Genomic DNA, 14,401 nt, shown 5'->3' on the forward strand with positions numbered 1-14,401 from the left:
GCAAAGGTACCCGAACATGCCCGGTCTCCGTCCCGATATCGACCCTGATGGTCTCCTCGAATACTCCGTGGTCTACACCGACCGGTCCCTGAATCACATGTCTGCGAGTTTCCAGAGCGTGATGAAGGACCTCTCCGGCATGCTGAAAGACGCCTACCACGCGCACTCCGCTATTATCGTCCCGGGCAGTGGCACTTTCGCTATGGAGGCAGTGGCTCGACAGTTTGCCACGGGGAAAAAATGTCTCGTCATCCGCAACGGCTGGTTCAGTTACCGCTGGAGTCAGATTCTCGACACCGGCGCAATCGCAGCAGAGGAAATCGTGCTCAAGGCGCGCCAGGCTGGCAATGAAGCGGATGCACCTTTCGCACCGGCCCCCATTGAGGAGGTGGTCGCTGCAATCAGTCGCGAACAGCCTGGGGTAGTTTTCGCCCCCCACGTGGAAACCGCATCCGGCATGCTGCTGCCCGACGACTATCTCCGTGCGGTAGCGCAGGCGGCTCACGAAGTAGGCGCCCTGTTCGTGCTGGACTGTATCGCTTCAGGCGCTGTCTGGGTGGATATGCAGGCCACCGGCGTCGACATTCTCATCAGCGCGCCTCAGAAAGGCTGGAGCGGATCACCCTGCTGCGGACTCGTCATGCTTGGGGAGTCTGCGCGCCGGGCAATCGAAGATACAACCAGCAGCAGTTTTGCCTGCGACCTGAAAAAGTGGCTCGAGATCATGGAAGCCTACGAAGGGGGCGCACACGCCTATCACGCGACCATGCCCACAGATGGCCTGCGCACGCTGCGGGACAGCATGCGGGAGGCGCAGGCCATCGGTCTGGCCACACTGCAGGAAAATCAGATTGAACTTGGCCGCCGAGTGCGCGCGGTGCTCGAATCCCGTGGGATACACAGCGTGGCGGCCCGCGGCTTTCAGGCCCCCGGTGTGGTTGTCAGTTACACGGGAGACGACCAGATCAAAAACGGCGCCAGATTCCGCGAAGCCGGGCTGCAGATCGCAGCCGGTGTACCGCTCATGTGCGATGAGCCGGCCAGTTTCAAAACCTTCCGCATCGGACTGTTCGGCCTCGATAAGCTCACAGACGTGGGGCGTACTGTGGCCACCTTCGAACGGGCGCTGGATGAGGTGATCGGCTGATCCAGCGGATGCGCACAGGCACCGGCCGGTACAGATAGCAGGTGGAATTCGCCGATTTCCCGGAAATCTGACCACCCGATCGCAGCGGCCGCTATCGACACACCCTCCGACGGGCACGGCGGCCCGCGGATGGCAACCCTCGTCTCGACTGGCCCGATGCTTGCTTATTCAAGTGTATGGTTGCCGGACTGCCTGCAAGGTGAGTCCCTGCCGGTAACACACGGAGACCCTGTTCAGATGACTAGAGAGACAACCCACAGCCTCGCCGTCGGCTACCTGCTCTGGATCTTCGGCTTCCTGGGTGCGCACCGCTTCTACTATGGCAAGCCGGTCAGCGGCACCATTTACTTCTTCACCTTCGGCCTGTTTCTGATCGGCTGGCTGGTGGACCTGGTGCTGATGCCGCGACTCGAAGCCCAGGCGGACCGCACCTTCACTCCGGGTGAGACGAACTACACGGTCGCCTGGGTGCTGCTCACCTTCCTCGGCATATTCGGCATCCACCGCTTCTACCAGGGCAAATGGGGGACCGGCCTGCTCTATCTGTTCACCGGCGGCCTGCTGCTGATTGGCGTGATCTATGACTACTGGACACTCAACGATCAGATCAGCCAGCAGAACCATCGCGACTGCCGATACGCCTATTGAACGGAAAGTTCCGGCGAGGATGAGTGCCGCTGTTCGGCAGAACAGTCACCTGTTCGGGTGACTGCTTTAAACGATCAGCCGCATCAGCCGCCGAAGTCGTCGAGGAGAATGTTCTCAGGCTCAACACCGAGTTCGTCGAGCATCGAAAGCACGGCTGCAACCATTGGTGGCGGCCCGCACAGATAATATTCGCAGTCTTCAGGGCTGGGGTGGTTCTTCAGATAGTTGTCGAACACCACCTGATGGATGAAACCCACATGCCCCTGGAAGTTATCTTCAGGCAGGGGATCTGAGAGTGCGACATGCCACTCGAAGTTATCGCAATCCTTGGCGAGCTGATCAAACTCTTCCGCATAGAACATTTCCCGCAGAGATCGCGCGCCATACCAGTAACTCATCTTGGTCTTGCGATGGTTGCGCTTGAGCTCATCAAAAATCTGGGAACGCAGCGGCGCCATACCCGCGCCGCCACCGATCCAGATCTTCTCCGCATCCGTATCCTTGACGAAGAAATCACCGTAAGGCCCGAACACCGTGATCTTATCTCCGGGCTTCAGATTGAATGTGTAGGAAGACATTTTACCGGGAGGCACATCCATGCCCGGTGGTGGAGACGCAATCCGGATGTTGAATTTTAGAATGCCTTTCTCAGCGGGATAGTTGGCCATCGAGTAAGCGCGGATGGTCGGCTCGGTGACTTTGCTGTGATACTTCCATATATCGAAGCGGTTCCAGTCGCTGTGGTATTTCTCGTCTACTTCGATCTCTTTGTAATCCATCTCGTAGGGCGGAATTTCCAGCTGTACATAGCCACCCGCGCGGAAATCCACATTGGCGCCTTCCGGAAGTTTGAGATTGAGTTCCTTGATGAAGGTTGCAACGTTCGGATTCGAGATGACTTCGCATTCCCAGCGCTCGACACCGATAGCATCCTCAGGAATCTGGATCTTGAGGTCCTGCTTGACCGCCACCTGACAGGACAGACGCCAGTTGTCCCGGATCTCACCGCGGGTGAAGTGACCTTCCTCGGTCGAAAGAATACTGCCGCCGCCGGCCAGGATCCTGCAGCGACACTGGCCACAGGTACCACCCCCGCCACAGGCGCTTGCGAGGAATATGTCTTTGGAAGCCAGTGTGTTCAGAAGTTTGCCACCGGCAGGAACCACAATCGCCTTGCTCGGATCATCGTTGATCTCGATGGTGATGTTGCCCGTGCTCACCAGCCGGGAGCGCGCAAACAGTATTACCATGACCAGGAAAAGAACCGTGGCCGTGAACATACCAACACCAAGAATGATCGTCGGATCCTGCATCTCTAATATCCTTTAGAAAACCCGGCCAGAGACATCTCGCAATGATTCTGATGTGACATTGCTAGATATCTATGCCGCCGAAAGACATGAAGCACATGCTGATCAGCCCCACGGAAAGGAACGTGATACCCAGCCCGCGCAGGCCTTGGGGCACATCACTGTATTTGAGCTTTTCACGCACACCAGCAAGCGCGGTAATCGCCAGTGCCCAGCCAACACCGGCGCCCAGCCCGAAGACGGCACTTTCAGCGAAAGTGTAGTCCCGCTCTACCATGAACAGTGAAGCACCGAGAATGGCGCAGTTCACCGTAATCAGTGGCAGGAAAACACCCAGCGCGTTGTAAAGCACGGGCACATACTTATCGAGAAACATTTCGAGAATCTGGACCATGGCGGCGATCACGCCGATGTAAGAGAGAAAACCCAGAAAGCTGAGATCGACGCCGGGCAGACCCGCCCAGGACAGTGCACCATCCTTGAGCAGATAATTGAAAATCAGGTTGTTCACCGGCACTGTGATGGCGAGCACCACCACCACCGCAACACCGAGACCAATCGCTGTTGATATCTTTTTCGAAATCGCGATGAAGGTACACATACCCAGAAAGAAGGTCAGCGCCATGTTCTCCACGAACACGGCTTTGACGAATAAACCCAGGAGATGCTCCATGATTTACATCGCCTCCTTGTACTGCAGGTTCGGCGCGATTTCGTATTCGGCCTCTTCGACCTGCTCGGGTTTCCAGGACCGGATACCCCAGATGAACAGGCCGATAATGAAGAACGCGCTGGGTGAGAGCAGCAGCATGCCGTTCGGCTGGTACCAGCCCCCTGCGGTCACCTTCTGCAGCACTTCGAAACCGAACAATGTTCCAGATCCCAGGGGTTCACGGATCAGTGCCACACAGATCAGAATAACGCTGTAGCCGAGCGCGTTGCCGAATCCATCCAGCGCCGAAAGCCAGGGACCATTCTGCATGGCAAAAGCCTCTGCGCGCCCCATGACGATGCAGTTGGTGATGATCAGACCCACGAAAACCGACAGGCTCTTGGATATGTCGTAGGCCACCGCCTGCAGTACCTGGTCTACCACAATCACCAGAGACGCGATGATCGTCATCTGTACAATCATGCGGATACTGCCCGGCACTCTGTTCCGGACGAGCGATACAGCAACGTTCGACAGGGTGGTTACGAATGTCACCGCCGCACACATCACCAGAGTGGTCGACATATTGATGGTAACCGCCAGTGCGGAGCAGATTCCCAGCACCTGCAGCGCAATGGGGTTGTTGTTGAAAATCGGATCAACAAGGATCTCTTTTGGTGTCGACATGCTATTCGCCTACCTTTGCGCTTGTACTGTCAGCTTGCGGACTTGAGGTTTTTCAGGAAAGGTCCGAAGCCGAGTTCGCTGGTCCAGAAATTGACCAGATTCTCAACTCCCCGGGAAGTCATGGTGGCACCGGACAGAGCGTCCACTTCATGTGACGCCGCGGCACCACCTGCCGGTGCGCGCACCTTGACCAGAGATACCGCTGGCTCGCCGTTTTCGTCGAAGAGTTTTACGTCGTGCCACTGAGCCTTCCAGTTGGCGTTGTCCACCTCACCACCGAGACCGGGTGTCTCCTTGTGTGAGTAGAAGCCGATGCCCTTCACTGTGTTCAGATCGCCTTCGATGGCCAGATAACCATACAGTGTGCCCCACAGACCGTAGCCGCGAACCGGAAGCACGAGCGTTTCGATCTGATCGCCGTCACGCTTCAGATAGACGAGAGAAACATCCTCCCGTCGTCCGATGGTGGCGGTGTCCTCGTCGTCGGAAAGGTCCGAAGACCGATCGGGCTGCTTGGCGGCTTTGATCGGGTCATAGGCTGCCACATCCACCGAATCGACAAATTCGCCGCGTTCGAGATCCACTGCCCGTACTTCGAACTGCGCAAACAGTTCATCGACACCTCTGCCCTGATCGTCCACTTTGGCGCCTTCGGGCAGCAGTCCGGCAGCGCGCAGGATGTTCTGCTTCTGATCGAGTTCCTGATTCAGAAGTCTCATGGGCTTGAGCGTGACCGCCGCAGTCGATACGACGATCGAGCACACCAGACACACCACAATGGCCACGAGGAATACGTTTTTCAGGCTTTCCTTGTCGTATTCCGCTTCGTCTGAGCCGGCCTTCTGCTCATTGCTGTCAGACACGAGCCAACCTCCGCTTGATGTTGGACTGCACCACAAAGTGATCGATCAGCGGCGCAAAGAGATTTCCGAACAGAATGGCGAGCATCATCCCCTCAGGAAATGCCGGATTCACGACCCGGATCAGCACGCACATCACCCCGATCAGAATGCCGTATATCCAGCGCCCGGCGTTCGTCATTGCCGCTGACACGGGATCGGTCGCCATGAACACCGCACCGAAGGCAAAACCGCCCAGCACGAGATGCCAGTAGAAGGGCATGGCGAACATCGGATTGCTGGAATCGATGGAATTGAACACCAGCGAGGCAGCCACCAGTCCGACCACACACCCCGCCATGATTCGGAACGAAGCAATACGGGTGGCAACCAGGACCAGGGCGGCAATCAGAATCGCCAGAGTCGAGGTTTCTCCCAGTGAGCCAGGCATGCTGCCCAGAAAAGCCTGCAGCCAGGAGACACCATAGTCCTGTCCGAGGGCCGCATTACCCAGCGCGGTGGCGCGTGTGTATCCATCCACCGCTACCCACACCGCGTCTCCGGACATCTGCGCCGGATAGGCGAAATACAGGAACGCTCGCCCCGTGAGGGCGGGATTGAGAAAATTCTTGCCGGTACCGCCGAAGACTTCCTTCCCGATCACCACGCCGAAGATGATGCCGATGGCTGCCATCCACAACGGTACCGCCGGTGGCAGGGTCAGCGTGAACAGAATGCTGGTAACAAAGAATCCTTCATTGACCTCATGGCCACGCTTGGAGGCGAACCAGATCTCGAAAATGATCCCGGTACCGAACACCACGATATACAGCGGGAAGAAGTAGCCGAGTCCATGAATCAGACAGTCCCAGACGCTGTTCGGGTCGTAGCTGATCAGCACATCGAGGAAAATCGCGCGCCAGTTGTCTGCGCTGGTGAGTCCGAGAACCTGCATGGCTTCGTTGGCCTGCTGGCCCAGGAAGTAGCTGCCCACAAACACCGGTATGAACGCACAGGCCCAGACCGTCATCATGATCCTTTTCAGATCGAGTCCATCGCGCACATGGGAAGGTCCGGCGGTGACACGGCCCGGTGTATACAGCGCGGTGTCGATCGCTTCGTAGGCGGGATACAGCGCATGCAGCCTGCCACCCTTTTCAAAATGTGGCGCGATGCTGTCGAGGACGGAACGAAGACTCATCCTAGCCCTCCTTCTTGATGGTATCGAGCACGGCGCGCAGCACCGGGCCGTAGTCGTACTTTCCCGGGCAGGCATAAGTGCACAGGGCGATATCGTCCTCGTCGAGCTCCAGCGCACCGAGATTGATTGCCGTGTCGAGATCCCCCACCAGCAGACTGCGCAGCAGCTGAGTAGGCAGGATGTCGAGGGGCATCACCGATTCGTAGGTGCCGATAGGCACCATGCCCCGGGGGCTGCCATTAGACGTTGTGGTGAAACGCAGCGACTTCTCACCCAGCCACTTCGACAGATAAATGGGGAACACGGAGTGTCGATCCGCCCCCGGGCTGAGGTAGCCGAAAAGTCGCCGCTCCCGATCTTCCGGGAGCACGGATACCTGGTTGTGGTAGCGGCCCAGAAAGGCCACCGGTCCGCGCGCCGCCCGACCGGACAGCACAGACCCGGAAATCACCCGCTGGTCTCCGCTTCTGATCTCGCCGGCGGTCAGTTCCTCGAGATTGGCACCCATCACCGTGCGCAGCAGGCGCGGTCGCTCCACACCCGGGCCTGCCAGTGAGATCACCCGGGTACTGTCGATTTTTCCGTTGAGAAACAGGCTGCCGATCGCAATCACGTCCTGATAGCCGATGAACCAGACGGTTTTCTTCGGACCGACCGGATCCAGGAAATGAATGTGAGTACCCGGTAATCCGGCGGGATGCACACCACTGAACTCCTGTACCGAGACTCTCGAACTGCCTCCACTGGGCAGAAACTTCCCGGCTTCCTGGCACAGATAGAGGGAGCCTTCGGTCAACTTCACCAGGACATCCAGACCGGCGACGAATTCTGTTGCCGCCGCTTCGATAATGATGGCGGCATCTGCAGCCAGGGGGTTGGTATCCATCGCAGTAACAAAAATCGAATGGGGCGTGCTGTCGATGGCGGGCACCCGGCTGTAGGGACGCGTGCGCAGTCCCACCCACAAACCGCTGCGAACCAGAGTGTCTCTGATACGCTGTGCGTCCAGTTCTGCAATACCGCTGGCGGAGACTGCCTCGAAACTCTCCTGGTCTGCACCGGTGGCGTCTGCTTCCACATCGATCACCACCGACTGCAGAACCCGTTTTTCGCCACGATTGATGCTGGCGATGGTGCCCGCCGCAGGCGCGGTGAATGTCACGCCTTCGTTTTTCTTGTCGGAGAACAGAGGCGCTCCCTTCAACACCCGATCCCCCTCCTGCACCAGCATCGTCGGCTTCATGCCGGGATAGTCGGGACCGAGTACGGCAACCGAACGCACAGCACGAGCATCTTCGATCCGCTGCTCCGGCTTTCCGGCTATCGGCAGATCGAGACCTTTCTTGATTTTGATCATGGTCGAATCGTGGTTCCAAATTTGCGCGCCACACCCAATGGGGCACGGCGCGGCTCTCGTTGGCCAGCAATAGGCGCTGACACGGAATATTTTTGCTGGCTGTGAGGAGGCGTAAGACTCGGGTGCACTTGAACACCTCGGCAGGCCACGCGAATTATAGAGGCGCGCTGGTCACTTGCCAACGTCCAAGGTGATTCCGAAGTGAAGAATTCGGGGGGCGGCAATCGCGATTTTGTACCGCGCAGCCCCCCTACCCGCTTCTAGAATCCCTGCTGATCGACGTCCTTGGGCACCAGGGGGTAGGATATGCCCGCCCACTTCTGGACCACTCGAACCACCTGACAGGCATAGCCGAACTCATTGTCGTACCAGACGTAGAGCACCACACTGTTGTCTTTCACAATGGTCGCGCCGCCGTCGACGATGCAGGCATGACGGCTGCCGACCAGGTCGCTGGAGACCACATCCGGCGAAGTGGTGAAGTCGATCTGACGCTGCAGCTTGGAGTGCAGCGAGGCATGACGAAGAAACTCGTTCACTTCCTCCACACTCGTGCTGCGCTCCAGGGTCAGATTGAGAATGGCCAGGGATACGTTAGGTGTCGGTACTCGAATGGCATTCCCGGTCAGCTTGCCCTCCAGTTCGGGAAGGAGCTTGACTACAGCCGATGAGGCGCCGGTCTCGGTGATCACCATATTGAGCGCTGCGCTGCGTCCGCGCCGGTTTTTCTTATGGTAGTTGTCGATCAGATTCTGGTCATTGGTGTAGGCGTGCACCGTTTCCATGTGACCGCGCACGATACCGAACTCATCATTCATCACCTTCATCGCGGGTACGATGGCATTGGTGGTGCAGGACGCCGCAGCGATGATCCTGTCCGAGGGTTCAATGATGTGAGAATTCACACCTGAGACCACGTTCTTGATGGCGCCCTTGCCCGGGGCGGTCAATACCACCTTGGCCGCACCTGGAGATTTCAGGTGCTGGCTCAGGCCGGCTTCATCCCGCCAGGCGCCGGTGTTGTCGATCACGATCGCATCCTGAATGCCGTATTTCGTGTAGTCGACTTCGCTCGGCGAGTTGGCGTAGATCACCCGGATCACGTTACCGTTGGCAATGATGCAGCTGTTTTCCTCATCGACCCGGATGGTGCCGTTGAAGCCTCCATGTACACTGTCCCGGCGCAGCAGCGAAGCCCGTTTCACCAGATCATCATCTCTGCCACCACGAACGACGATGGCGCGCAGACGCAGCTGTTCACCGCTGCCGGTCTTCTCGATCAGCAGCCGGGCCAGCAGCCGGCCGATACGGCCGAACCCGTAAAGCACCACATCCTGAGGGCGGGCAAGGGGTGGTACGTGGCGACCAATCACCGTGGCACATTCGCGCCTGCAGAAATCCATCGGTGTGATCTCGCCCGCCGCAGCCTCCTCCATATAACGGGTGGCCAGCTTGCCCACATCGATGTGGGAAGGACCGAGGTCGAGCTGGGAGAGGGCCTCGAGAATCGGATAGCTTTCGAACTCGGACAGCTCGTTCTGGGCGACCTGCCGCACATAGCGGTGGGTCTTCATGATCTGGATGACACTCTGGTTGTAGAGTGCGCGGCCGTAACAGTAGCTGACCACATTGCGACGGTAGAGCCGGCCGATGATGGGGATCATCGCCTCAGCCAGGGCTTCGCGTTCTTTCCAGTCGGGGAAGTAGTCGTCAAGGCTCGGGAGTGCCACGGCAGATCCTCTTGTCAGGGAGGCCGCGTATTATGGGAAAGACACCTGGGCGGGGCAACAACCGGCTTGTAATCCGGTTGAATGCATCAGCCCGCCGCGGTTCTTATCTCATCGTGGTCACCGCTTAGCGGAACCCTTCGTTGATCGGTTCCAGAGCGGCACTACCCGGGCACAGATCGGCGGTTTCGAGCTCATTCAGCGGCCGCCTTACCGTATTGAGTATCTCGTGACAGTCCGATGTATTGGGGTCGACATAGAGCATGCCTGTCACGATTTCGCCCTGTGTCTGGCGCCGCTGCACATAATTCAGCGCACTCACCCGATCGTGGGGATCGTAGCCGTCGTCGAGCTTGCGCAGCCGCAGCACCGAACCGTCGGGCATACGCACATCTTCGCAGCTTCCCGGGGCGTAATCGGCCGTTATCTCCTGCCGGGGTTCGAAGTAATCGGTGGCCACGACCTGCTCGCTGTGACCACGCATATACTCGAAACTCTTGGTGGAGCCTGCATGATTGTTAAAAGCAACACAGGGAGAGATCACATCGAGGAACGCGAATCCCTTGTGCATGAGGGCGGCTTTGATGAGCGGCACAAGCTGCTTCTTGTCTCCAGAGAAGCTGCGGGCAACAAAGCTGGCACCGATCTGCAACGCAAGTGACACCAGGTCAATGGCGTCATACAGATTCGGTGCGCCTTTCTTACTCGTTGAGCCCTTGTCGTTGGTGGCCGAAAACTGACCCTTGGTGAGTCCGTAGGTGCCGTTATTGTCCACGATGTAGACCATGTTGATGCGACGGCGCACAATGTGAGCGAATTGACCCAGACCGATGGACGCTGTGTCTCCGTCTCCTGATATACCGATACAGTAAAGCTCTCTGTTCGCAAGATTTGCGCCGGTGGCGACCGATGGCATGCGGCCGTGTACCGAATTGAAGCCGTGGGATTTACTCAGAAAGTAGCTGGGCGTCTTCGAGGAACAGCCTATGCCAGAGATTTTGGCAAACTTGTGCGGAGGCAGTGACAGCTCCGCGCAGGCCTGAATGATCGCGGCGCTCACTGAATCGTGGCCGCATCCGGCGCAAAGCGTCGACACAGGCCCTTCGTAGTCCCGGCGGGTGAGCCCGATCTGGTTGACCTGCAGCCGGGGGTGATGTACCCGGGGTTTGGCAACGAACGTCATGATTTCACCTCGGTCAGGCGCGGCAGCTTCAGCGCCGTGAAGTAATCGGAAACCTGGGCCTGAATCGTGTCAGCGGAAATCGACAGCCCACCGTAATAAAGCACAGAGTTGAGTCGAGCCGGGTCGACACCGCCTTCGTTGACCAGCAGCGATTTCATCTGGGCATCACGGTTCTGTTCTGCCACGAAAATACATTCATGGGCATCGATGAAATCGAATACCTCCGCGCCGAAAGGAAATGCCCGTATACGCAGGGTATCCAGGTAAATGCCCTCCCCGGCAAGCAGGTCGAGCGCCTCACCCATCGGCAGCGCGGTAGTGCCGTAGTAGATGATGCCGGCTTTCTTGTTCGAGCTCTGGATTTCTGCCGACGGCACCAGTGTCGCCGCCGTCTGCCACTTTTTCTGCAGACGCTGCATGTTCTCGATATAAGCCTCGGGCGATTCCGTGTAGGAGGCATACTCGTCCCGGGAAGTTCCGCGCGTGAAAAAAGCACCTTTTTCGGGGTGTGTGCCAGGATAGGTGCGATAGCCGATGCCGTCTCCGTCGACATCCAGATAACGGCCGAAACGACCGGCTGCATCCAGCGCCTGGGCATCGAGTACCTTTCCCCGGTCGTACTGGCGGGAGTCATCCCATTCGAACGGTTCGGAGAGATTGTCGTTCATCCCCAGTTCGAGATCGCTCATCACGATGACGGGAGTCTGCAGCCGATCCGCAAGATCGAGCGCTGTGGCGGAAAAATCGAAACATTCCTTCGGTGTCGAAGGAAACAGCAGGACCTGTCTGGTGTCTCCGTGGGAAGCATAGGCTGCGCTGAGAACGTCCGCCTGCTGGGTGCGGGTGGGCATTCCGGTGGAGGGTCCGGCCCGCTGAACGTCGATGATCACCGCCGGTATCTCCGCGAAGTAGGCGAGCCCGAGAAACTCACTCATCAGAGAAATCCCGGGACCGCTGGTGGCGGTAAACGCCCGCGCGCCATTCCAGGCAGCACCGATCACGATGCCGATTGCCGAGAGTTCATCCTCGGCCTGAATGATCGCGAATTTGTTCTCACCACTGGCCTTGTCCACTCTCAGCCGGTTGGCGTAACGCTCGAATCCCTCAGCCACCGAAGTCGACGGAGTAATCGGATACCAGGCGCAGACCGTTGCACCACCATAGACGGCACCCAGTGCGGACGCCGTATTGCCGTCCACCATGATCCTGTCACCGATCTGATTGGTACGGCGGACCTGGAACTTCAGCGGGCACTCGAGGTACTGAAGCGCGTAGTCCCGACCAATCTCAAGCGCCTTGATGTTGGGTGCGATCAGAGCCGTTTTCCCCTTGTACTGCTTTGACACCATCCCGGTTATCACGTCGAACTCGATGTTCAGCAATCCGGCCAGCGCACCCAGGTAGGTGATGTTCTTGAACAGACCGCGCTGTTTGATGTCATCGAACTCGGACATCAGCAGTGAGGTCAGGGGGATCCCGATCTCAGTAACATCCGGCCGCCGCAGATGCGCGGCAAGCGGTTTGGAGTTGTCGTAGATCAGGTAGCCGCCGGTCCTGATCGAGGCAACATCTTCCTCATAGGTTTCGGCATTCATGGCCACCATGATGTCCACACCTTCGCGGCGTCCCAGGTAGCCCTTCTCGGTGACCCGTACTTCGAACCAGGTCGGCAGTCCCTGGATGTTCGAAGGGAATATGTTGCGGGTGGCGACCGGCACACCCATCCGGAACAGCGCTTTCGCAAACATGCCGTTGGCGCTCGCCGAGCCGGAACCATTGACGTTGGCGAACTTGATAACGAAGTCGTTGAATATCGGACTCATTCTGCGTAGGACCCCAGTTGCGGAATGTGGACGACCGATTTCTGCATGTCCCAGGCGTTGGTCGGACAACGCTCCGCGCACAGCCCGCAGTGGATACACACGTCTTCATCCTTCACCATCACCCGCCCCGTCGCCAGCTCGTCGGACACATACAGGTCCTGTTCGACATTCGACGCCGGTGCGGTCAGCACCGTGCGCAGCTTGGTTTCTTCGGCGTTTTCGACAAAGGAGATGCAGTCCATCGGACAGATGTCGACACAGGCATCGCACTCGATACAGAGGCGATCGCTGAAAACCGTCTGCACATCGCAGTTCAGGCAGCGCTGGGCTTCTTTCGCTCCCAGCGCTCTGTCGAATCCAAGTTCCACCTCAACCTTGATGTTGGACAGTGCTCTCGCCTTGTCCGCATGGGGCACGAGATAACGCTTGGAGGGGTCATGCGGGCTGTCGTAACTCCACTCGTGCACGCCCATCTTCTGACTGACGAGATTCACGCCTTCGGGTGGGCGGTCTTTAATCAGGTCGAGCCCCTGACAGAACAGGTGAATTGAAATCGCCGCTTTGTGGGCATGCGCGGAGGCCCAGATGATGTTCTCCGGTCCAAGCGCTGCATCGCCACCGAAAAACACCTTCGGATGGCTCGACTGCAGGGTGTCTTCTTCGAGCACCGGGCATTCCCACTTGTCGAACTTGATGCCGATGTCCCGCTCAATCCAGGGGCAGTGGTTGTCCTGGCCGATGGCCATCAGCACGTGATCCGCCTCCATGAAGACGTCAGGTTCACCGCTCGGCTCGTAACGCAGACGACCATCCTCGCCTTTCACTGGTTTCACACACTCGAAGACCACACCCTTGAGCCTGCCGTTCACATGAACAAACTCCTTCGGTGGCCGGTTGTTCACGATCGGGATGCCCTCGCTCATGGCATCTTCTTTTTCCCATTCGGATGCTTTCATCACATCGAATGCAGACCGTACGACCACAGTGACTGACTCAGCACCGAGGCGTTTCGCCGTCCGGCAGCAGTCCATGGCCGTGTTCCCGCCACCCATCACGATCACCTTGCCCTTGATGGCGCTGGTGTGGCCGAAAGCAACGCTGGAGAGCCAGTCGATACCAATTGAAATATGATCACCGACCTCACTGCGACCGGGTATGTCCAGATCACGACCCCTCGGCGCACCGGTCCCGATGAAGAAGGCATCGAAATCTTCGGCCAGCATTTCTTTCATGCTGGTGATTTCGTGATTGAAGTGGGTAACGACCCCCATATTCAGAATCAGCTCGACTTCCTCTTCCAGCACTTCGATCGGCAGGCGGAAGGCCGGAATCTGTGAGCGCATCATGCCGCCACCAGCCGGATCCTTTTCGAACAGATGAACCTCATAGCCCAGCGGCAGCAGATCCCGTGCAACCGCGAGTGAAGCGGGGCCGGCGCCGATGAGGGCGATCCGCTTGCCGTTCTTCTGCTCGGGTACCCGAGGCATGAAGTCACTGATGTCGCCCTTGTTGTCCGCAGCGACACGTTTCAGGCGGCAGATGGCGACCGGCTTTTCTTCGGTGCGTACCCGCCGGCAGGCAGGCTCGCAGGGTCTGTCGCAGGTACGACCGAGAATGCCGGGGAACACGTTCGAGTCCCAGTTGAGCATGTAGGCTTCGGTGTAGCGTTCCTGTGCGATCAGGCGGATGTATTCGGGGACCGGAGTATGCGCAGGGCACGCCCACTGGCAATCCACGACTTTATGGAAATAGTTAGGATCGAAGATGTTTGTTGGTTTCATGCGAAAAACCACCTGCGCGAATCCGCGCCCGGCGGGCGACTCTCCT

General features: G+C 58.2%; 12 protein-coding genes. 2 read left to right on the forward strand and 10 right to left on the reverse strand.

All coding sequences use genetic code 11. The features are described from left to right. Nucleotides 1-16: 16 nt before the first annotated feature. Together R3E82_07255 and R3E82_07260 are read left to right on the forward strand one after the other, a co-directional pair. A complete protein-coding gene (locus R3E82_07255; GenBank protein MEZ5550665.1) occupies nucleotides 17-1,147 on the forward strand; it encodes an aminotransferase class V-fold PLP-dependent enzyme in 1,131 nt (376 codons plus the stop codon). A gap of 237 nt (nucleotides 1,148-1,384) precedes the next feature. Next, complete coding sequence (locus R3E82_07260) at nucleotides 1,385-1,795, forward strand: TM2 domain-containing protein (GenBank protein MEZ5550666.1); 411 nt, start codon at nucleotides 1,385-1,387, stop codon at nucleotides 1,793-1,795. An 83-nt stretch (nucleotides 1,796-1,878) separates the two neighbouring features. Here R3E82_07260 and nqrF read toward each other — a convergent pair whose 3' ends face one another. The 10 genes from nqrF to R3E82_07310 all read right to left on the reverse strand — a co-directional run bounded on the left by nqrF (nucleotide 1,879) and on the right by R3E82_07310 (nucleotide 14,355). Continuing rightward, nucleotides 1,879-3,108, reverse strand: coding sequence for an NADH:ubiquinone reductase (Na(+)-transporting) subunit F (nqrF, locus tag R3E82_07265; GenBank protein ID MEZ5550667.1), 1,230 nt, complete (start codon nucleotides 3,106-3,108; stop codon nucleotides 1,879-1,881). A 61-nt stretch (nucleotides 3,109-3,169) separates the two neighbouring features. Next, nucleotides 3,170-3,778, reverse strand: coding sequence for an NADH:ubiquinone reductase (Na(+)-transporting) subunit E (gene nqrE, locus R3E82_07270; GenBank protein MEZ5550668.1), 609 nt, complete (start codon nucleotides 3,776-3,778; stop codon nucleotides 3,170-3,172). A 3-nt stretch (nucleotides 3,779-3,781) separates the two neighbouring features. Next, a complete protein-coding gene (locus R3E82_07275) occupies nucleotides 3,782-4,444 on the reverse strand; it encodes an NADH:ubiquinone reductase (Na(+)-transporting) subunit D (protein MEZ5550669.1) in 663 nt (220 codons plus the stop codon). 29 nt (nucleotides 4,445-4,473) lie between these two features. After that, complete coding sequence (locus R3E82_07280) at nucleotides 4,474-5,247, reverse strand: Na(+)-translocating NADH-quinone reductase subunit C (GenBank protein ID MEZ5550670.1); 774 nt, start codon at nucleotides 5,245-5,247, stop codon at nucleotides 4,474-4,476. A 52-nt stretch (nucleotides 5,248-5,299) separates the two neighbouring features. After that, nucleotides 5,300-6,484, reverse strand: coding sequence for an NADH:ubiquinone reductase (Na(+)-transporting) subunit B (locus tag R3E82_07285; protein MEZ5550671.1), 1,185 nt, complete (start codon nucleotides 6,482-6,484; stop codon nucleotides 5,300-5,302). Between the two features lies 1 nt (nucleotide 6,485). Beyond that, nucleotides 6,486-7,841 carry a Na(+)-translocating NADH-quinone reductase subunit A gene (locus R3E82_07290; protein MEZ5550672.1) on the reverse strand — a complete coding sequence of 452 codons (1,356 nt, stop codon included), beginning with the start codon at nucleotides 7,839-7,841 and terminating at the stop codon, nucleotides 6,486-6,488. 260 nt (nucleotides 7,842-8,101) lie between these two features. Next, complete coding sequence (locus R3E82_07295; protein ID MEZ5550673.1) at nucleotides 8,102-9,571, reverse strand: glyceraldehyde-3-phosphate dehydrogenase; 1,470 nt, start codon at nucleotides 9,569-9,571, stop codon at nucleotides 8,102-8,104. Between the two features lie 124 nt (nucleotides 9,572-9,695). Next, the gene (locus tag R3E82_07300) at nucleotides 9,696-10,751 is read right to left on the reverse strand and encodes a 2-oxoacid:ferredoxin oxidoreductase subunit beta (protein MEZ5550674.1); all 1,056 of its coding nucleotides are present in this window, start codon (nucleotides 10,749-10,751) and stop codon (nucleotides 9,696-9,698) included. Then, a complete protein-coding gene (locus R3E82_07305; GenBank protein ID MEZ5550675.1) occupies nucleotides 10,748-12,574 on the reverse strand; it encodes a 2-oxoacid:acceptor oxidoreductase subunit alpha in 1,827 nt (608 codons plus the stop codon). Before R3E82_07305 ends, R3E82_07300 begins: the two co-directional genes overlap by 4 nt. Next, nucleotides 12,571-14,355 (reverse strand): FAD-dependent oxidoreductase, encoded by a 1,785-nt coding sequence (locus R3E82_07310; protein ID MEZ5550676.1) that lies wholly within the window; start codon nucleotides 14,353-14,355, stop codon nucleotides 12,571-12,573. Before R3E82_07310 ends, R3E82_07305 begins: the two co-directional genes overlap by 4 nt. Nucleotides 14,356-14,401 lie beyond the last annotated feature (46 nt).

This window comes from Pseudomonadales bacterium, from assembly GCA_041395945.1.
GTDB lineage: Bacteria > Pseudomonadota > Gammaproteobacteria > Pseudomonadales > Azotimanducaceae > SZUA-309.